This window comes from Rhodanobacter sp. UC4438_H5, assembly GCF_052978405.1.
Window position 1 is genome coordinate 3,602,790 of sequence record NZ_CM129672.1, and the last position, 18,515, is coordinate 3,621,304.

At 68.0% G+C, this 18,515-nt stretch carries 20 protein-coding genes; 7 read left to right on the forward strand and 13 right to left on the reverse strand.

The features are described from left to right. The first annotated feature begins 15 nt into the window (after positions 1 to 15). Positions 16 to 777 carry a helix-turn-helix domain-containing protein gene (locus ACVCL9_RS16445; protein WP_395116269.1) on the forward strand — a complete coding sequence of 254 codons (762 nt, stop codon included), beginning with the start codon at positions 16 to 18 and terminating at the stop codon, positions 775 to 777. Between the two features lie 56 nt (positions 778 to 833). Here ACVCL9_RS16445 and ACVCL9_RS16450 read toward each other — a convergent pair whose 3' ends face one another. Genes ACVCL9_RS16450 through ACVCL9_RS16460 form a run of 3 tightly spaced genes read right to left on the reverse strand, consistent with a single transcriptional unit; the run spans position 834 to position 3,573 of the window. After that, positions 834 to 1,595 (reverse strand): glycosyltransferase family 2 protein, encoded by a 762-nt coding sequence (locus ACVCL9_RS16450; RefSeq protein ID WP_395116271.1) that lies wholly within the window; start codon positions 1,593 to 1,595, stop codon positions 834 to 836. Beyond that, positions 1,592 to 2,383 carry a beta-ketoacyl synthase chain length factor gene (locus ACVCL9_RS16455; RefSeq protein WP_447097334.1) on the reverse strand — a complete coding sequence of 264 codons (792 nt, stop codon included), beginning with the start codon at positions 2,381 to 2,383 and terminating at the stop codon, positions 1,592 to 1,594. Before ACVCL9_RS16455 ends, ACVCL9_RS16450 begins: the two co-directional genes overlap by 4 nt. Then, positions 2,380 to 3,573, reverse strand: coding sequence for a beta-ketoacyl-[acyl-carrier-protein] synthase family protein (locus ACVCL9_RS16460; RefSeq protein WP_395116275.1), 1,194 nt, complete (start codon positions 3,571 to 3,573; stop codon positions 2,380 to 2,382). Before ACVCL9_RS16460 ends, ACVCL9_RS16455 begins: the two co-directional genes overlap by 4 nt. A 154-nt stretch (positions 3,574 to 3,727) precedes the next feature. On the opposite strand from ACVCL9_RS16460, the gene ACVCL9_RS16465 reads away from it, so the two are divergent. Both ACVCL9_RS16465 and hemF read left to right on the forward strand, forming a co-directional pair. Continuing rightward, positions 3,728 to 4,411 carry a YdcF family protein gene (locus tag ACVCL9_RS16465; RefSeq protein ID WP_395116277.1) on the forward strand — a complete coding sequence of 228 codons (684 nt, stop codon included), beginning with the start codon at positions 3,728 to 3,730 and terminating at the stop codon, positions 4,409 to 4,411. A gap of 95 nt (positions 4,412 to 4,506) precedes the next feature. Next, the gene (gene hemF / locus ACVCL9_RS16470; RefSeq protein ID WP_395116279.1) at positions 4,507 to 5,409 is read left to right on the forward strand and encodes an oxygen-dependent coproporphyrinogen oxidase; all 903 of its coding nucleotides are present in this window, start codon (positions 4,507 to 4,509) and stop codon (positions 5,407 to 5,409) included. An 87-nt stretch (positions 5,410 to 5,496) separates the two neighbouring features. Here hemF and ACVCL9_RS16475 read toward each other — a convergent pair whose 3' ends face one another. Next, positions 5,497 to 6,153 (reverse strand): hypothetical protein, encoded by a 657-nt coding sequence (locus ACVCL9_RS16475; RefSeq protein WP_447097333.1) that lies wholly within the window; start codon positions 6,151 to 6,153, stop codon positions 5,497 to 5,499. Positions 6,154 to 6,295: 142 nt separating this feature from the next. Here ACVCL9_RS16475 and gpmA point away from each other — a divergent pair, with 142 nt between their 5' ends. Together gpmA and ACVCL9_RS16485 are read left to right on the forward strand one after the other, a co-directional pair. After that, on the forward strand, positions 6,296 to 7,039 hold the full coding sequence (gpmA, locus tag ACVCL9_RS16480; protein ID WP_395116283.1) for a 2,3-diphosphoglycerate-dependent phosphoglycerate mutase: 744 nt from the start codon (positions 6,296 to 6,298) through the stop codon (positions 7,037 to 7,039). A gap of 97 nt (positions 7,040 to 7,136) precedes the next feature. Next, on the forward strand, positions 7,137 to 7,697 hold the full coding sequence (locus tag ACVCL9_RS16485) for a DUF1453 domain-containing protein (protein ID WP_447097332.1): 561 nt from the start codon (positions 7,137 to 7,139) through the stop codon (positions 7,695 to 7,697). A gap of 19 nt (positions 7,698 to 7,716) precedes the next feature. Here ACVCL9_RS16485 and ACVCL9_RS16490 read toward each other — a convergent pair whose 3' ends face one another. The 3 genes from ACVCL9_RS16490 to ACVCL9_RS16500 all read right to left on the reverse strand — a co-directional run bounded on the left by ACVCL9_RS16490 (position 7,717) and on the right by ACVCL9_RS16500 (position 10,945). Then, positions 7,717 to 9,033 (reverse strand): amidohydrolase, encoded by a 1,317-nt coding sequence (locus ACVCL9_RS16490; RefSeq protein ID WP_447097331.1) that lies wholly within the window; start codon positions 9,031 to 9,033, stop codon positions 7,717 to 7,719. Between the two features lie 95 nt (positions 9,034 to 9,128). Continuing rightward, entirely contained in the window at positions 9,129 to 10,247 is a 1,119-nt protein-coding gene (gene zapE / locus ACVCL9_RS16495; protein ID WP_395116289.1) for a cell division protein ZapE, read from the reverse strand. A gap of 8 nt (positions 10,248 to 10,255) precedes the next feature. Continuing rightward, entirely contained in the window at positions 10,256 to 10,945 is a 690-nt protein-coding gene (locus tag ACVCL9_RS16500; RefSeq protein WP_395121331.1) for an alpha/beta hydrolase, read from the reverse strand. 42 nt (positions 10,946 to 10,987) lie between these two features. Between ACVCL9_RS16500 and ACVCL9_RS16505 the strand changes: the two genes are divergently transcribed. Beyond that, a complete protein-coding gene (locus ACVCL9_RS16505; protein ID WP_447097330.1) occupies positions 10,988 to 11,536 on the forward strand; it encodes an acyl carrier protein phosphodiesterase in 549 nt (182 codons plus the stop codon). Positions 11,537 to 11,641: 105 nt separating this feature from the next. After that, a complete protein-coding gene (locus tag ACVCL9_RS16510; RefSeq protein ID WP_447097329.1) occupies positions 11,642 to 11,842 on the forward strand; it encodes a DUF3606 domain-containing protein in 201 nt (66 codons plus the stop codon). Here the strand turns inward: ACVCL9_RS16510 and ACVCL9_RS16515 are convergent. From ACVCL9_RS16515 to ACVCL9_RS16540, 6 genes are all read right to left on the reverse strand, one after another. Further along, the gene (locus ACVCL9_RS16515; RefSeq protein WP_447097328.1) at positions 11,832 to 12,593 is read right to left on the reverse strand and encodes a DNA adenine methylase; all 762 of its coding nucleotides are present in this window, start codon (positions 12,591 to 12,593) and stop codon (positions 11,832 to 11,834) included. The genes ACVCL9_RS16510 and ACVCL9_RS16515 overlap by 11 nt on opposite strands. Positions 12,594 to 12,720: 127 nt before the next feature. Beyond that, positions 12,721 to 15,549 carry a phage tail protein gene (locus tag ACVCL9_RS16520; protein WP_447097327.1) on the reverse strand — a complete coding sequence of 943 codons (2,829 nt, stop codon included), beginning with the start codon at positions 15,547 to 15,549 and terminating at the stop codon, positions 12,721 to 12,723. Next, positions 15,542 to 15,769: a hypothetical protein gene (locus tag ACVCL9_RS16525; RefSeq protein WP_447097326.1), complete on the reverse strand. Its 228-nt coding sequence runs from the start codon at positions 15,767 to 15,769 to the stop codon at positions 15,542 to 15,544. The genes ACVCL9_RS16520 and ACVCL9_RS16525 overlap by 8 nt, the downstream gene beginning before the upstream one ends. After that, positions 15,769 to 16,011 (reverse strand): hypothetical protein, encoded by a 243-nt coding sequence (locus ACVCL9_RS16530; protein ID WP_447097325.1) that lies wholly within the window; start codon positions 16,009 to 16,011, stop codon positions 15,769 to 15,771. The genes ACVCL9_RS16525 and ACVCL9_RS16530 overlap by 1 nt, the downstream gene beginning before the upstream one ends. Before the next feature lie 8 nt (positions 16,012 to 16,019). Continuing rightward, positions 16,020 to 16,811 carry a phage BR0599 family protein gene (locus ACVCL9_RS16535; protein ID WP_447097324.1) on the reverse strand — a complete coding sequence of 264 codons (792 nt, stop codon included), beginning with the start codon at positions 16,809 to 16,811 and terminating at the stop codon, positions 16,020 to 16,022. Continuing rightward, positions 16,808 to 18,514 carry a hypothetical protein gene (locus ACVCL9_RS16540; RefSeq protein ID WP_447097323.1) on the reverse strand — a complete coding sequence of 569 codons (1,707 nt, stop codon included), beginning with the start codon at positions 18,512 to 18,514 and terminating at the stop codon, positions 16,808 to 16,810. The genes ACVCL9_RS16535 and ACVCL9_RS16540 overlap by 4 nt, the downstream gene beginning before the upstream one ends. Position 18,515 lies beyond the last annotated feature (1 nt).

The following is an 18,515-nucleotide window of genomic DNA, read 5'->3' on the forward strand; positions in this document are numbered from 1 at the left end:
CAACCCGATCGCATCATGGATTCCAAGCACCCGGCAGGGCGCCTGCCCGAGCCGCCCAATCCGATTGCCGACGACGGCGACGAGGCGCACTTCTGCGGTACCTGTGCGTTCTCCAGTGCCTGCATCGCTGCGGGCTACAACAAGCCCGAGCTGGCGCAGTTGCAATGCCTGGTCGAGCACGTCGGGCCGTTCCGTGCCGGCGAGCACATCTTCCGCACCGGCGATCCGTTCCGCGCGATCTTCGCGGTGCGCAGCGGCACGGTGAAAACCCGCATGGTGGACAAGGAGGGCCGCGAGCAGGTGCTGGGTTTCTACCTGCCCGGCGAGGTGATCGGCCTCAACGCGATCTATCCCGAGCACTTCCCCTGCGACGCGGTGGCGCTGGATACCTCGTTCTTCTGCCGTTTCTCCTTCCCCGCGATGAGCGCGCTGGCCTCGCGCATACCGGCAGTGCAGAAGCACCTGTTCCGCCTGTTGAGCAAGGAACTGGGCAGCGCCAGCCTGCTGGCCGGCGACCACAGCGCGGACGAGCGCATGGCGGCGTTCCTGATGGATCTCGCCGGACGCTATGCCGCGCGCGGTTTCTCCGCCACGCGCTTCCACCTCAGCATGTCGCGCGGCGACATCGCCAACTACCTGCGCCTGGCCGCCGAAACGGTGAGCCGCGTGCTGAGCCGCTTCCGCAGCCAGAACCTGATCCGCATCGAGGGTCGCGAACTGGAGCTGCTCAACCCCGATGCCCTGCGCCAGCTCGGCCAGGCGCTGCTGCCGGACTGAGTTCCAAGGTGTTCTGACCAGGCCGTCGTTCCAGCGAGGACTTGGCCATGGTGTCTCTAAGCTGCCGGCACGGCTTCCTCGATCACTCGCGGACGCGCGCGCGAGCGGCGATAGCTGGCGATGATGTCGCCGTAGTGGATCACCCGGCCGATCGTGTAGGTGGTGATGCGGGTGACGTCGCGCACCGGTTTCAGGTGGCTGGGGCGGAACGTGCCGTGGTAGCGCGAGGCGATCGGCACCGAGACGATGCCGAGTTTCTTCTCGCGCGAGGCGGCGATCAGGATGGCGGCCTCGAACACGAAGTTCTCCGCGGCCAGGTCGACCAGTTCCAGTGCCTCGCGCGGATACCAGCGCTGGCCGCTCTGGGTGTCGGCCACCGGTTGGGCGCAGGCCCACGAGATGCCCCAGTCGGCGACCGCGTTGGCCCGGCGACGGCCCTTCGGTTGCTGCGCCTTGTCCAGCAGCCGCGCGCCGATCACGATGTGTTGCGGGTAGCGCGCGGCGGCGGCGACGATGCGCGGGATGTCGCTGGCCAGGTGCTGGCCGTCGCCGTCCATCGTCAGTACCGCGTCGTAGCCCAGGCGCAGCGCCTCGCGGAAGCCCCGGCGCAGCGCCTCGCCCTTGCCGCAGCGTTGTTCGTGGCGCAGCAGGGTTACCGGCAGGCTGGCAGCGATATCCGGCGTGCGATCGTCCGAGCCGTCGTCGATCACGATCACCGGAGCCTCCAGCGCGAGCACGGATTCGATCACTGCGCGGATCGCCGCCTCCTCGTTGAGACAGGGGATCAGGACGCACCAGCGTGCGGTGGATGTATTCACGCGACCTTCTCCATGGCGATCTGCAATCCCAGCGCGGGGGCGGCGGCCAGCCGGCATGATCCCGCATTACTGGCCAGCACGGCGAGCAGGGCGAGGCTGCGGGCCGATGGATTGCCCCGGCACCAACCGGCCAGTGGCTCGGGCAGGGCATCGTCGGGCTGCGGCGGGGCCAGCTGCAGGTCGAGCCGGGCCAGCGTGGCCGCGCCCGCCGCAGGGGCCAGCACCAGCGCGCAGGCGAAAGGCTGGTCGCAGTCGGTGACTTCGGCCAGTGGCCAGCTGCCGGCGCCGTCGCTGCACACCAGCAACACCGCGCGTTGCTCGGTCAGCACCTGGCTGGCCGCTTCGAGCAGGCCGGCACCGAAGCTGGCTGCCTGCGCGGCGATCGCGGTGGACGGCGCGTGGCAGCCGGTGGCGATGGTCCAGTAGCCGACGGCGGCGTTGTGCACCGAGTTGTGGAAGCGGATCGGCGACAGCTCGGCCGGCGCATGGGCGAGCGTGGCGCACATGTAATCGGTGATCGTCTGGTCGCCGTGCGAGGAGGCGAACACGCACGCCAGCGTGGCGGCGTCGCGGCCGCTCATCGCGACCGCCTGTCCGGCCGCCTCGATCGCCAGCAGCACGCTGGCCGGCGCGCGCCGGCGCTCGTTCGGCGGCAGCGTGGCGGCAGTGGGGCGCGCCGGCGGCGGCGCTGGCGTCTGTCCGGCGAGCAGGCTGCGCAATGCGGCGAAGTCGGCCAGCTGCGGCGACCACAGGCCGATGCCTTCGACGTAGACGCGCAAGTCGCTCATGCGACGAACCCCGCGCGGGCGAAGGCCAGGCAGGCATTGTTGCCGCCGAAGCCGAACGAGTTGCTGAGTGCCACGTCGATGCGCTGCTGCTCGTTGTGCCAGGCGAACTGCGCGCCGCAGACCGGGTCGGGCGTGTCGCCGCCGAGGTTGCCGGGCACCAGGTCGTGTTCGATCGCCTGCAGCGCCATGGTCGCCTCGACGATGCCTGCGGCACCCAGCGTGTGGCCGGTGAAACCCTTGGTGGAGCTGGCCCGCGTGGTAGCCGGGAAGGCGCGCGCGACCAGCGCCGCTTCCACTTCGTCGTTCTTCTGGCTGGCGGTGCCGTGCAGGTTGATGTAGCCGACCTGCGCAGGATCGAGCCCGGCGCGCGCCAGCGCGTCGTTCAGTGCCAGCTCCGCACCGAGTCCTTGCGGGTGCGGCGTGGACATGTGGTGCGCGTCGCTGGATTCGCCGTAGCCCAGCAGGCGGGGTGCATCGGGTGCGGTGTCGATGCGCTCCAGCAGCGCGAAGCCGGCGGCCTCGCCGATCGAGATGCCGTTGCGCGCCGCGTCGAACGGCCGGCACGGCTCGGGCGAGACCAGTTCCAGCGCGTTGAAACCGAACAGCACGCTGTCGCACAAGGTGTCCACGCCGCCGACCACGGCCGCGTCGATCAGGCCCAGCCGCAGCATCCGCTCGGCGCTGGCGAACACCTTGGCGCTGGACGAGCAGGCGGTGGAGACGGTCAGGCACGGCCCTTCCAGTGCCAGCGCCGCGGCCACGAAGGCGGCCAGCGAATGCGGCGCGTGGATCGCCGGGCGCAGCATGTCGTCGGGAAAACCGCCGTCGGCGTCGAGCCGCCGATACGCCTCCTCGGTGGCGCCGATGCTGGCGGTGGAGGTGCCCAGCAGCAAGGCGACGCGGCCGGCGCCGTAGCGCGCGCGCGCGGCGCGCACGCGGTCGAGGAAGCCGTCCTGATTCAGGCCGAGCCAGGCCAGCCGGTTGTTGCGGCAATCCCATGACGCGAGCGCGGCGGGCAGCGCGGCGGTTTCCAGGCCATCGACGCGGCCGATCCAGCATGTCAGCGGCGCACTGCTGAAATCGTTCGGACGCAGGCCGCTGCGCTCGCCGCGCAACGCGTCGAGCTGGGCGTCGAGCCCGTGGCCGAGTGCCGACGTGGCGGTGTGCGCGGTGACCGCGAGAGGTGTCATCACATGAGGCATCGCGAAAGCCTAGCGGTCGCCCTGCAGCTTGCCTAGCCTGCGACCATCGGCGGAGTCCGATCGTGGCCAGCACGGCATGAAGATGCCGCGAACGTCGTACACCGTTAAGCTGTCGCGTCTCCCGCACCGACGATGCCTTGGCGTGTCCGCCCCGCGAAAACCCTCGAAATACCTGCGCGACGCCGACGTGCTGCATGCGGCAGTGGTCACCGGGCTGGTCGTGGTGCTCAGTGCCGGCCTGGTCTGGCTCGGCTATCTGGTCCATGTATGGCGCATCGCCACGCGCAGCCCGCTGTCGCCGCCGCGACGGATGACCGTGCTGGTGTTCGGCCGCCGGCTGGAACATGACGCGCCCGGCCATGATTACCGGCAGCGCCTGCAGCGCGCGCTGGTCCTGGCACGGCAGCAACAGACCGATCATCTGCTGCTGCTCGGCGGTTGCAGCGGCAGCGAGCTGAGCGAGGCCGCTGCCGGCGAGGCCTGGTTGCGCCAGCACGAGCTGACCGGCGACGTGCGCGTGGAGCTCGAACAGGATTCGATCGACTCGCTGGAGAACCTGCGCCATGCGCGCCGGCTGCTGCTGGAACGAGGCCACCTGCCGCCGGTGGCGCTGGTGACCAGCCGCTACCACCTTGCGCGCTGTCTGCTGCTGGCGCAGCGGCTCGGCTTCGACAGCATTGCCGTGGCGGCGGAACCGACGCTGCCGCGGCATGCGCGCTACCTCGGCCGGCTCGTGCTGGAAGCGGGCTACCTGATGTGGATCGACATCGGCATGCGCTGGGCGCGGTTGATCGGGCACGCGCGCATGGCCGCACGCATCAGTTGAATTGTGCCGGATCAGGCCGGCGCGGCGCTGCACCGCAGCCGGTCGCGCACGGCTGCTTGCTAAGCTTGGCGCCATCGAATCTTTCGGGCCAGACGATGAGTGCACAAGCCGACCTTGCCGAAACCTTCCTGCGCGAACTGCAGGACCGCATCTGCGCGGCGATCGAGCAGGCCGACGGCGGCGCACGCTTCGTCGAGGATGCGTGGACCCGCGCGGCGGGCGGTGGCGGGCGCACCCGCGTGCTGCGCGATGGCGCGGTGTTCGAGCAGGCCGGGGTGAATTTCTCGCGCGTGCATGGGCATCAGCTGCCACCCAGCGCCACCGCGCACCGGCCCGAGCTGGCCGGCGGCAGCTTCATCGCCACCGGCGTGTCGCTGGTGCTGCATCCGAAGAACCCGCACGTGCCGACCACGCATGCCAACGTGCGCTACTTCGAGGCCAGCAAGGAAGGCGTGGAGCCGGTGTGGTGGTTCGGCGGCGGCTTCGACCTCACCCCGTTCTACCCGGTGGACGAGGACGTGCGCCACTGGCATACCGTGGCGCGCGACCTGTGCGAACCGTATGGCCCGGACGTGTATCCGCGCTACAAGCAATGGTGCGACGAGTACTTCTACCTGAAGCACCGCGACGAAACGCGCGGCGTGGGCGGGCTGTTCTACGACGACATGAACGAGGGCGGCTTCGAGCGCTGCTTCGCGTTCACCCGTGACGTCGGCCAGGGTTTCCTCGATGCCTATCTGCCGATTGTCGAACGGCGCAAGGCCACGCCGTACGGCGAGCGCGAGCGCGAGTTCCAGCTGTACCGGCGCGGTCGCTACGTGGAGTTCAACCTGGTCTACGACCGCGGCACCTTGTTCGGCCTGCAGTCCGGCGGCCGCACCGAATCGATCCTGATGAGCCTGCCGCCGCGCGTGCGCTTCGAGTATGCGTACCAGCCGGAAGCCGGCTCCGCCGAGGCGAAGCTCGCCGACTACCTGAAGCCGCGCGACTGGGTCTGACGCAGCCGCGCGTAGGGCGGGCACCGCCCGCCGATGCCCGTTAGCATGTCGCGACCGCGGCGGGCATTGCCCGCCCTACGATCTGACCTACGGAGTGGCCCCGCTGAATTTCTCCACTGTTGCCCCCTTCACCGGGCCGATCGTGGCGCTGTCGCTGACTTTCAGTTCCACCTCGCGGCGGAACTCCAGCGTGCCCTGCACCACGGCGTGCGGGCCGATCACCACCACCGGCTTGCGGCTGTTGAAGTTGAACCAGCCGTTCTGCTTGTCGATCAGGATGCCGCCTTCGACGCGCGAGTTTTCGCCCACGCTGATGTCGCCGCTGACCGTGGCCAGACCGCCGGCGACGTGGGCGGCATCCAGCACGATGGCGCCGTTGACGTTGCCCAGCTTGCCGCCGACCTCGGCGCCGCGCGCCAGGCGGATGCTGCCGTTGACCGCGCTCACGTCACCACTGACCTTGCTGGCTTCGCCCAGCGTGATCGAGCCGTTGACGGTGTCCACCGCGGTGGCCTGGGCGCGGTCGCCGAGCTCCACCGCGCCGTTGACCGTGCCGGCCTTGCGCACGGTGGCGCCATCGCCGACATGGACCGCGCCGTTGACCGAGCTGACGTCGCCGGCCTGTTGGCCCGCCTCGACGCGTACCGCGCCGTTGACCTTGTCGATGTCGCCGTCGCGGGCCACTGCCAGGGCAGGCAGCAAGGCGAACGTGCACAGGAGAAGAATGGTCGAGATGCGATGCATGGCAGGCTCCGTGGTCGGTGGGAGTCTCTAGGATGCCGCCGCCGCGGCAAAGGTTTGCCATGACCTGTGGCAGGGTGCGGATTTGACGCTGCCGGAGCCGCACTGCACCATTCGCGGTTCATCCCGTTTGCTGAGCGCACCCATGCACAAGCTCGTCCTGATCCGCCACGGCCAATCGCAGTGGAACCTCGACAACCGCTTCAGCGGCTGGGCCGACGTCGACCTCACCGAGCAGGGCAGGGCGGAGGCGCGCGAAGCGGGCCGCCTGCTGACCGAAGGCGGCTACAGCTTCGACGTGGCGCACACCTCGGTGCTCAAGCGGGCCGTGCGCACGCTGTGGGGCGTGCAGGACGAGATGGGCCTGATGTGGCTGCCGGTGGTCACCGACTGGCGCCTCAACGAGCGTCACTACGGCGGCCTCACCGGCCTGAACAAGGCCGAGACCGCGGCGAAGTACGGCGAGGAGCAGGTGAAGATCTGGCGGCGCAGCTACGACGTGCCGCCGCCGCCGCTGGAGCGCGCCGCGAACGAGTCGGTGCACGATCCGCGTTACGCGAAGCTCGACCCGAAGGACATCCCCGATACCGAGTGCCTGAAGGACACCGTGGCGCGCGTGCTGCCGTACTGGCACCAGGTGCTGGCGCCGGCGATCAAGGCGGGCCAGCGCGTGCTGGTCGCCGCGCACGGCAACTCGCTGCGCGCGCTGGTGAAATATCTGGACGGCATCTCCGACGAGGCGATCGTCGAGCTCAACATCCCCAACGGCGTGCCGCTGGTGTATGAATTCGACGACGAACTGAAGCCGTTGCGCCATTACTACCTGGGCGACGCCGAGGCGATCGCGGCGAAGATGGCCGCGGTGGCCAACCAGGGCAAGGCGAAGTAGCCGGGATTCGGGCTTCGCCAGGAGCAAAATCGCCGGCAGCCGGTGCGGGTGCCTTCCCGAACCCCGGCCCCCAGTCCCTCATCCACCGGACCACGCCATGCCCGCCCATCTGACCAGTTATCTGATCATGCTGCCGCTGCTGGCCTGGATCGTGTGGCGGCGGGTCAGCCGGCAGTTCGGTCGCCAGCCGATCCGGCGCAAGCGGATGATCGCCCGCATCGTGATCTTCGCGGTCATCGGTGGCCTGCTGGCGCTGAGCGGTTTCCATCATCTGGCGTTGGCCGAAGGGTTGCTCGGCGGGGTGCTGATCGGCGCCGCGATCGGTCTGTTCGGCTTGCGGCTGACCCGCTTCGAGGTCGATCCGGCCAAGGGCGACTGCTACGTGCCCAATCCGTGGATCGGCGCCCTGCTCACCGTGCTGCTGCTCGGGCGCCTGGCCTGGCGGCTGATGGTGGTGTGGCCGCAGCTGCAGCACGCGCAGGCGGCGGCAGACGCGGGCACGTCGATGCAGCCGATGGGCTACGCGTCCAGCCCGCTGACCATGCTGGTGATCGGCCTGCTGGTCGGTTACTACATCGCCTATTACAGCGGCGTGCTGGTGCACCATCGGCGCTTCCTGCGCGCGCATCCTGCGGCGGCGGCCGCGCACGTCGAGTGATCCGGGGCGGCCCGGCGCTTCACGGCCCCGCGGCTCCCAGATAGTCCAGGCTTGCCTGCAGCATCGACTGCATGCCGACCTTCAGGGCGCCCTCGTCAAGGAAGAACTTCGGCGAATGGTTGGCCGGCGCGGTCGCGGCATCCTGGCCTTTCGGCGTGGCGCCGACGAAGAAATACACGCTGGGGACCGCCTCGGCGAACAGCGCGAAATCCTCCGACGCCATCCACGGTTTCGCCTCGCGCACCTGCGCTGCGCCGTTGATGCGCACCAGGCTGGCGCGCACGTCTGCGGCCAGCTTGTCGTCATTCACCAGCACCGGGTTGCTGAGCAGGGGAATCTGCTCGTCCACCGTGGCGCCATGCGCGGCGGCGACGTTTTCGGCGATGCGCTTGAGGCCGTCCAGCGCCTGCTTCCGCATGGCGGGGTCGAAGGTGCGCAGCGTGCCTTGCAACTCCACCTGGTCGGGCACGATGTTGTAGCGCGCGCCGCCATCGACGATGCCGAAACTGAGCACCGCCGGAAGCTTGCTGATGTCGAGCTGGCGGCTGACGATGGTCTGCGACGCGCTGATGATCTCCGCCGCGGTGACGATCGGATCGATTCCGTTCCACGGCATGGCACCGTGGGTCTGGCGCCCGTGCACGACCAGCTTGAACCAGTCCGAGCCGGCCATGGTCGGCCCCGGCCGCACCGAGACGGTGCCCACGTTGAGCGAGCTGACCACGTGCATGCCGAACATCGCATCCGGCTTGTAGTCGCGGAACATGCCTTCCTTCAGCATCAGCTCGGCGCCACCCTCCTCGCCGGCCGGTGCGCCTTCCTCCGCCGGCTGGAACACGAACAGCACCGAGCCGTGCAGTTGCCTTTTCATGCCGGCAAGCGCCTGCGCGATGCCCAGCAGCATCGCCGTGTGCGCGTCATGGCCGCAGGCGTGCATCACGCCGGTCTCCTTGCCGCGGTACTCGCCCTTCGCCTTCGAGGCGAAGGGCAGGTCGACCTCTTCGGTCACCGGCAGCGCATCCATGTCCGCGCGCAGCGCCAGGCGCGGCCCGGGCAAATCCCCCTTCAACAGCGCGACCACGCCGGTGTGGGCGATCCCCGCATGCACTTCCAATCCCAGCTTCTTCAACTCCCTGGCCACGAGCGCCGAGGTGCGCACCTCGCGGTTGCTCAGTTCCGGGTGCTGGTGGATATCGCGCCGCCACGCGGTGACCTGCGGCAGCTCCTGCTGCACCATGGCCTCTACCTGACGGGTCGGCGTCTGGCGGGTATCGGCGGCGTGCAGCGGCGAGGCGACCAGGGCGGCAAGCGCCAGGGCGAAGGCGGTGCGATGCATGGCTGTCTCCATGGCGGGGGTCGCTCGATGCTAGCGCCTGGACAGGCTGGTGCCTACGTGATGGCCGGCCTCTGCGCCGCGCAGGCGCCGCCGGCTCATTCGGGTCGATGCTCCAGCGCGAGGTATTCCTCGCTCTGCATCTCGATCAGGCGCGATTCGGTGCGGCCGAATTCGGCGCGCAGGCGCTCGCCGTCGTAGAGCTCGGTGATCGGCGCGGCGGCGGAAAGCACCAGCTTCACGCGCCGGTCGTAGAACTCGTCGACCAGTTGCACGAAGCGTTTCGCCGCGTCCTCGCTGTAGATGGTGAACTGCGGCACGTTGGCGACGATCACCGCCGGGCCGGCCTTGGCCAGCGCGATGTAGTCGGCCACGGCGCGCGGGCCCTCGCACAGCGCGGCGAACTGGAACCACAGGATGGTCTCGGCGCGCTTGTGGAACGGGATGTCGCGGCCGTTGATGCGCAGCATGCCGTCGAGTTCGATCGCGCCACTGGCCTGGCTGGCGAAGATGCGCTCCAGTGCGCGATGCGACTCGGCGCCCGGCGGGGTGAGGTAGACCGGCGCCTGGGTCAGCGCGCGCAGGCGCCAGTCATGCGCGGAAACCATCTCGACCACGTGGCAGTGCTGCTCGATCAGCGCGATCGCGGGCAGGAATCGGGCGCGCTGCAGGCCGTCCTTGTACAGGTTCGCCGGCGCGGTATTTGAGGTGGTGACCAGGCTCACCCCGCGCTCGAACAATGCGTCGAGCAGGTTGGCCAGGATCATCGCGTCGCCGATGTCGTTGACCAGGAACTCGTCCAGGCACAGCACGCGGCAGCGTCCGGCAATGCCGGCAGCGACCTCCACCAGCGGGCTCTGCCGCTCGCCCAGGGCGCGCAGGCTGTCGTGCACCTCGCCCATGAAGCGGTGGAAATGCCGCCGCAGCACCACGCCGTGCGGCAGGCTGGCGGCGAACAGGTCCATCAGGAACGTCTTGCCGCGACCCACGCTGCCCCACAGGTACAGTCCGGGCACGGCCGGCGGCGGCTCGTTGCCCAGCAGCGATTTCAGCCGGCCGAACAGGCCGCCTTCGCCGGCAGGTTCCGCGCACAGTGCCGCATGCATGCGGTCGAACTCGGCCAGCAGCGCCAGCTGGGCGGGGTCGGACTCCCAGCGATGGGCGGCCACGCCTTCGGCATAACGCGCGCTGGGCGCGAGCAAAAACGTTTCGGTCATGGAGGGGGTCAGGCCTGGCGTGTCGGCGGCAGCCAGTCGCGCACGGCGTGCTTGATCGCGCCGCGCAGATCCATCAGCCGGCGATGGAAGAAGTGGCTGGTGTCGGGCATGCGCACCAGTTCGGGCGGGTGTTCCAGGCTGTCGAGCCAGTCGAACACCGCCTGCGGTTCGACCACCTCGTCGGCCTCGCCCTGCACGACCAGCCAGGGGCAGGTCGGCGGCGTGATCGCATCGAGCCCGTAACGGCCCGCCGGCGGCGCGATGCTGATCAGCGCATCGGCGTGCAGCGGCGCCGCCTGGGCGATGCTCACGCCGCTGCCGAACGAGAAACCGGCCAGCCACAGCGCATCGTCGGGTCGCACGCGACGCACCCAGGCGACCACGGCGGCGAGATCGTCGCGCTCGCCGCGGCCCTTGTCGAAACTTCCCTCGGAACTGCCCGCCCCGCGGAAGTTGAAGCGTACGGTATCCAGCCCCGACTCGCGCAGCGCGCGTTCGACCATGGTCACCACCTTGTTGTGCATGCTGCCGCCTTCGCTGGTCAGCGGGTGGCAGATCACCGCCACGCCTCGGCGCGCGCCGTCAGGCTCGGCGATGTCGGTGACGGTTTCCAGCTTGCCGACCGGGCCGGTCAGCACGAAACTGGCGGCGACATCCGGAAAGCCGGCAGGGTCGGCAGGGAACGAGGCGGGTTTCATGCCCACGATGATAACCGCGACGCCGCACTGCCGCCCGCGGCAATGAACCATCTGGCGCATGCGCTGCTGGCCGGCGATGACGAGGCGCTGCAACTGGGCGGCCTGCTCGGCGACTTCGTGCGCGGCCAGCCCGATCCGGCGCAGTTCCCGCCACGGGTGATCCGCGGCATCCGCCTGCACCGCGCCATCGACGGTTACACCGACGCCCACCCCGCCGTGCTGGCCGCCAAGGCGCAGCTGCCGCCGCCGTATCGCCGCTACGCCGGCATCCTGCTGGACATGTGGTTCGATCACTTGCTGGCCCGGGAATTTCCACGCTGGAGCGCACAGCCGCTGGAGGACTACTCGCTCGGCCTGCGTGGACTGCTGCGGCGGCGCGATGCCTTGCTGACGCCTGCGTTGCGGCGGTTCCGCAGTTACATGGAAGCCAACGACTTGCCTGGCGGCTACGCCGACCGAGCAGTGCTGGGGCGGGCGCTGGTCGGGATCGGGCAACGATTGACGCGAGCCAATTGTAAGCGGCCACTTGGTTTGCAAAGTCGGGACACTTGGTTTGCGGAGCGCCGCGGAGGGGGAATGACGGCATCGTAATGGGCCGTTGAAGGGGGTTCAAACCACGCTTGTGCGGCCGGCGCCTACAGGGCCCCGCTGCGGGGGATGATTCCGCTGCCTGATCCTGGCCGGCAGGATACAGGCATGGACGAGCGAATCGACTTGCGCAGCCCGCTCAGCCGGGCGCACTGGTGCGGCAATTTCAGCTGTAGCGACGCCGAGCTGCTGGCGGCCGTGAGAGCCACGCACAGCACGGACGTCGGGACGGTAGGGCTGTATCTGGCCACCAGGCATGCCCTGGAGGACTTCGACCAGCCCACCGCCCGTGGTTCCGCTACCGGGTGACCATGAGCAGTTCGCCGGCGGCCTTCCTGCCTCCACCGATGGTGTAGGTGGCGGTGAGTTTGCGCTGCTTGAAGCGGGCGAACGCGCGGCGGATGTCGGGGTGGTCATTGATGCTGAGGATGGCGCGGCCCAGCAGGTTGGCCATGACTTCGGCGAGCTGCTCGTATTCCGTCCAGGGGAACGCGTTCGCGTAGCCCTCGGTCTGCCAGTATGGCGGGTCGAGGTAGAACAGGGTGTCGGGGCGGTCGTAGCGGCGGATGCAGTCTTGCCACGGCAGGTGCTCGATGGTGACCCTGGCCAGGCGCAGGTGCGCGGCGGACAGGTCCTCCTCCAGACGTAGCAGGTTGAGGCGTGGCGGTTGCATGGCCGAGGTGCCGAAGGTGTGGTCGCTGACCTTGGCGCCGAAAGCCAGCTTTTGCAGGTAGAGGAACCGCGCGGCGCGCTGGATATCGGTCAGGGTCTCGGGTCGCTCCATCTTGGCCCACTCGAACATCTCGCGGCTGGCCAGCGCCCAGCGGAACTGACGCACCAGCTCGTCCAGGTGATGGCGGACGCAACGGTACAGGTGCACCAGTTCGGAGTGCATATCGTTGAGCACCTCCACCGGCGCCGGCGTGGCACGCATGAACAGCAGCGCGGCACCGCCGGCGAAGGGCTCGACGTAACACTGATGCGGGCTGTCAAAGAGCGGGAGGATGTGCTTTGCCAGCCTGCGCTTTCCGCCGGGCCAGGCGAGGATCGGTTTTGCCATGTTGCGTCTCCACTTCTGAGATCGTTGGTTCGTACGCTGGCCCCGCCGTGATCACGGAAGGGGCCGCGCTTGATCCACGCTCACTCGTGGGGAAAGGCCGGGCTGTTGACGCAGCCCGGCGCTCCGCTTAGGGCCGGGTGAAGATGCGGGTCATACCATTTGTCCATCCCGTTTGATTGCTCACCGCCCATTCATTGACCCATGTGCCGTCGAGGCCGGTGGTGCTATCGGCGCTCGATTGAATTCGGAAATCCTTCGGGCCTTGTCCATAAACGGTTGGGCCGTCGGGACGCACCTGAATCGAGACCTCGGCCACTTGCGACGTGGTGGGAAGCTGATAGGCGAGTATCCAGGGGCCGCCAAGCACGGCGCTGCTCGCCCAGAACGTGGATGCATTCGCGTCGAAGGCCTTCGACGCAATATAGGTACCCGAGTACGTGGCGTTGGCGGCGGCGACCCCACCCACGCACAAGGTGCTTCCGCCAGAAACCGCACGCAGTTGCAGTTCGGCGATGCTCGATCCATCAGGGCTGCCATCGCTCGCGGTGATGTAGATGCGCCAGTATCGGCGCGCGCCGCTCACCGTGATCGGGAGGTTGACCGTCGACGCGCTGCCGTTGGCGTCGGTGACCGTGAAGCTCACTGACGATGTGGCAATCTCGCCGCCGGTGCCGTCATAGCTGATCAGGCCGGCCGCATCCATCGTGACGCCAGCAGGCAGCGCCCCGGAGCTGTAGGTAAATGGCGCGGTGCCGAACTGTTCGGTGAGCTGGTAGCCGGATGCGGTGCCGGCGACGAAGGTCACGAAGGTGCTGGTGATCTGTGGGGCGCCGAAAGAGAACGTCGCCGTCAGCGGTTGCCAGCAGGTATAGCCATCGCGCACGGCCTCGACCTCGATGCGCACGATGCCACTGCCGGGGTTCGCCGGCGTATGCGTGGTGCCGGTGATGCCGGCGGTAGTGGACTTGAGCACGCCGTCGAGATAGGTGCGCACGGTGTACGTCGTCCCCATTTCCGGGCCGACATTGGCGGCGGTCGTGTCGATCAGCTGATCGGCCTGCAGGCCGCGGTCGCGGTGCGACCAGGTCAGCACCAACGCGCTGGGCACGCTGGCGGGGTACGCCACGCCATTGATCTTGAGGTTGCCGGGCGGGTACGGGCGGATCTGACGCTTGTTGAGCAGGATGCTGGCCGTGGTGGCCAGGGCCGGATCGAGCTTGCCGTTGCCGGCGTTGGTAAGCAGCTTGGCCTCGATGGTTTCGCCAGTGGTGTATTCGGTACGGTCAGCCGCGGTGAAGTGGTCGGTGCACCACACTCGCGCGCCCAGCGCATGTTCGGCTGGAACGGTGTCGACGCAGCCGCGGGCGAGCGTGGCGGTGCCGGCGGCGGCGTCGATCGCTTCGACGCGGAAGAGCTCGTCATCGATCAGCGCCTCGCTGCCGATGGCTACCAGGTCCAGATCCTTGGGGCTGGTGAGCGTGATGGCGACCGGCACGGCGCCGACAGGCACGGCTGCAGCCAGCAGGCCGGTAGGCGCGAAGTCACCGGCGGCGACTTCGGTGAAGGCGCCGGTGGTGCCGATGCGTGTGGTCAGCGCGTAGTTGATCGGCACGCCGGCGGGGCGCGCAGCCAATGAACCGACGTAGCCGGCCAGCGCCGTGACGGCAGCCAGATCGGCGGCGCGCAGGTTGGCGGCCAGGTCGCGATAATTGGCTTCGACCAGGCGCTGTATGGTGATCGGCTGGGGCGCAAGGTTAGGCGCCGTCCACAGCGGCGGCTGCGCGACCAGATAGGTGGTGGTGGGCAGCGCATAGACGTCTTGCGCGCAGCTGAGCGTGATGGTGTTGATGGTGGGTGTGCCGCGGTCGATATCGAGCACGCGGATCGGCATGCGCGAGAGGTTCAGGCGCGACCAGCTGAACGCCAACACGTCGCCCTTACGCACGTCGAGCGAGGAAAACACTTTGAGCTTCATGCGCGCCGGCAGGCTGCTGCTGGCATGCAGGTCGCGCATGCCAAGCCGCAGGGCCAGCTCTGCATTCCAGACGCCGTCGTAACGCACGGATTGGCTGACCACCCGGCCCTGCGCCTGGATATTGGCCAGATTGTTGATGGCGGGCGTGGCCGCATCCTTGTTGGTCTCGCTGTCGTGATAGGTCACGACGATCTGGTTCACCGAGCCGGCCAACGCGCTCTGCTCGTAGCTGACCAGATCCACGATGTTGGATTCGTCGACCAATGGCACCGTGTTGATGTCGTAGTCGCCGCGGTAGAGCTTCAGATATTGCTTGCCGGTGGTGGGGTCGTCGACGAAGTCGCCGCCCACGTGATCGCACACCGTGCGAATGAAGTTGCCGGTCACGTCGCTGCGTGACCACTTGAGGCATAGGCCGAGACCTTCGTCATGGAGCGTCTGCGCCGCGGCTTTCATGCGCACCAGGTCCAGCGCCTGGTCCGGGTTGCGGCCCAGACCGGTAGTCGGGTCCGTGATGGCACGGTAGATGAAATGCGCCCCGTTCATGCCCTGATCGATCTGGCACAGGCCCGGCTCCCAGACGGGCGTGCGCCAACCGGCGGTCCAGCGCTGCACCTGGAAGCCCCAGGGTTTGATGTATGGGTTCAGCGCACCGACGATGCCGCGGTACACCAACATCACCTTGCCGCGGAAGGCCGGCATGGGCGTGCCGAGCTGGCTGACCAGGTAGGCGTTGGGCATCTGGTCGGCCTCACCCATCATCAGGTCGGCGGTGCCCTGGATGCCGCCCTCCTTCTTTTCGCCGCCATAGAGCTCGGGCGCGTTGATCGTGATCGGGCCGCTGGTGGTGGCGTTGCCGGACCATGCCAGGCGGCCGCCGCCGGTGATTTTGCGCAGGGCATCGATCGGGCCGGTGCTGAGCCCGAACAGGATGCCCATCTGGTACCAATAGCCGATGGTGACCTTGCCGCCCTTACCCATTGTTGGCCTCCGCTTCCGCGCGTGCGATCGCCACCACGCGTTGGGCGTAGGCGTCGTCGATGGCCTCGGCCTGGCTGATCGGCAGGCCCTCCTCGGCCAGTTGGCGCAGATCCACATGGTGGCGATCGCACCAGGCACGGATGCTCGGGGCGCATAGCACGCCGGTGCCACCCAGCTTGGCCGCGCGCACATGCTGCATGGTGATACGGATCTCGCTCATTACTTGCCGCTCGATACCTGGATGGGCGGGTAGACCTTCAGATCGCCGTACCAGGTGATGTTGGGGTCATCAATCCAGACCGTGCCGCCGAAGTCCACGACTTCGCGGCCGTCCTCGACCGTAGGCACGTCGAAGTCGGTCAGTGCCGGCGGCTTGGCATTCTTCGGTTTGGGGGCCAGCGCGATCGCGAGGATCAGCGAGATGACCATGACGATCAGGTATACCCAGGTAATCGGGTCCATGTCGGCTCCTAATAGATGGGGTCGCTGCCCATCGGGTTCTTGTCGGGGATAAACGGATCGCCGCCGTAGTTGATCGCGTTGTTGAATTTCTGGTCGCATGTGGTGAGCGTGTGATCGTCGCCGGGGTAGGTGGCCACCACGGTGCCGACGCCGAGTTGTGCCGGACGCAGCAGAGTCAGCACAGTGCCAACATGCGAGACGATGGGCCGACGTTCGATGACGCCGTCGACGCTCCACTCGATCCAGCCGCCGTCGAACCAGCCATCCGGCTTGTCGGCCCATGCCGCGGCCGTGACCGTCAATCCGACAACGGAGATGATGGTGGCGTTCACCCGCATGGTCTCGCGATCCACGTTGCACTCGCCCAACCCAGCGCCATAAGTGGTCAACGGACAACCTTTCTGCCAGTTGCGCTTGAGCCCGAGGCCCTTGAGGCTGGCCATCGGCGGCAGGCCGTGGATGATCGCCTTTGTGGTCGACCACTCGACACTGCCGATCACGCCGACCCAGCGTGTTTCGATGACGCCATCGCTCTTGCGTTGGCGTCGCAGGATCATCTCCACGTCCTGCATCGGCGCGGTGCCGCGGTAGAGATCCAGCAGTGGCAGATCCACGGGTACGGACAGGTCGAGCACGTTACGGGTGAGGTCGCCGCTTTCGGCCAGGCCGCTGCGCTTGATGTTGGCGTAGGTGTAGGGCTGGCCGAGGTATACCAACGCCTTGTTCTCGGTGACGTAGCGCCAGTGCTGCACGCCGCGAGCGAACTCGTAGAACTCGATCCAGCGGCTGATGAAGCTCACGGCTCCTCCTTCGGCACGCCGACGAAAGTAGTGCCGGCCGTGGCCGTGCCCGTGCTGTCGTGTACGTGGCCGATCTCCACGCGGTCGCTGCTGAGGCCGGCCAGCATCATCCAGTTGATCTGCCGCACCTGCGCCGGCGCGATCGGCGCGCCGATCGCGGTGTCGATGGCGAGTTGCTCGGTTTGCGCGTCGACCTCGACGGCGTTGGTGAGTCGGCGGTAATACACCGTGCCGGTCTTGAGTTCGATGCGGATGTGCGTGCGGCCGGGTTTGCCGAAGGCGAAGCGCGTGATGCCCGATGCCACCACGACCATCGACGTGGCCGAGGCCGTCATCGGTGCGGCCAGCGTGATGTCCGCGTTCCAGCTGGGCACCCAGGCGACATTGCCGCGGCCGTTGAACCAGTAGAGCAGACTGCGCAACGCGGCCCGCGCCGCGCGGCCCTGCACCAGCCAATAAAACGGCTGGCTGATCCATGTCTGGCCGCTGATGTCGTCGAGGGTGGGCGCACCCAGATCGTTGTCGATCGTGACGATCTGCCGGCGATAGGCGGCGGCCAGGTCCTGCGGTTCATCGGTGCGGGTTTCCAGCACCGGGATGCCGAGATACATGGCGGCCGGCGCGACGGCTGGCCAGGCGCAATCCTCGGCGGCCATGAAGCGCACCTGCGCGTCGACGCGTTCGTCATGCTTGCGGTTGAGCGTGGGGAAATCGGTGAGCGTGGCCGTGCGCACCGGCACAATGCGGTCGCCCTTGCCCCAGCCGTTGGCCAGCGGCTGCTTGAGTGTGATGGATGCGGTGGTGAGGGTGAGGATTTCGGCGAGCTCGAAGCTCGATGCCGAGCGGTAGAACGCGACGAGGCCGCCCTCGACATAGTCCAGGCCGGTGGTGTCGAACGCGATCACGCTGGCGCCGGCGGCGATCGGCGCGGTCAGCCAAGTCATGTCGACCCACACAGGCAGAGCCCAGGTGCGCGAGCTCCAGTCGTACAGTGCGTTCTCCATGATCTGGCGCTCGACGCCTTCGGCGATCACGCCAAACTCCCATTCGCGGCGCGGCGCCTCGCGGCATGGCTGGCGCAGCTGGCTGCCGTCGGCCGCATCCTGTACGTCGGTGAGCCAGCTGAGTGTCTCGGTGAGATTGTTGGCCCAGTCCGGCGCGATCATCCAGGCGGTGAGGCGGTTGCCGGTGATGATGGCTTCGACCGGATCATGACCAGCGAAAAGCCAACGCAAGGTGGCGTCGATGATCGGTGGCCCGGACGTGTCGATGGCAACCGACCAAGTGCGTTGCTGCAACGACGCGAAATTCAGCGGCAGCGCGCCCTCGCCCGTGAGCGTGATGCCATCGAGGCGGAGCGTGAGCAGATCCGTCAGCGTCAGCGATCGATCCGGCCACGCATTCCAGACCTCCAGCTCGCGCGTCTGTGCGGTAATGAGGTTGCCCAGGTCCAAGCGGCTGGGGATCACGTGCACCCGGAAATAGAAGTCCGCCAGATAGCTCGGCGGCATGCCACCGCCAAGCACGCGTGCCGAAGCGGTCACCGGGAGCTGGTTGATCAGGGTATTGCCGAAACGCTGTGCGCCGTCGATCGCGTGCGGCGGCCAGTAATCGACGCCGTATCCATGCATCGCCTTGGTGAGCGCCGGCGTGACGAGCGCGCCGAGCGCCGACCTCATGAGGTTGCCGGCCAGCACGCTCATG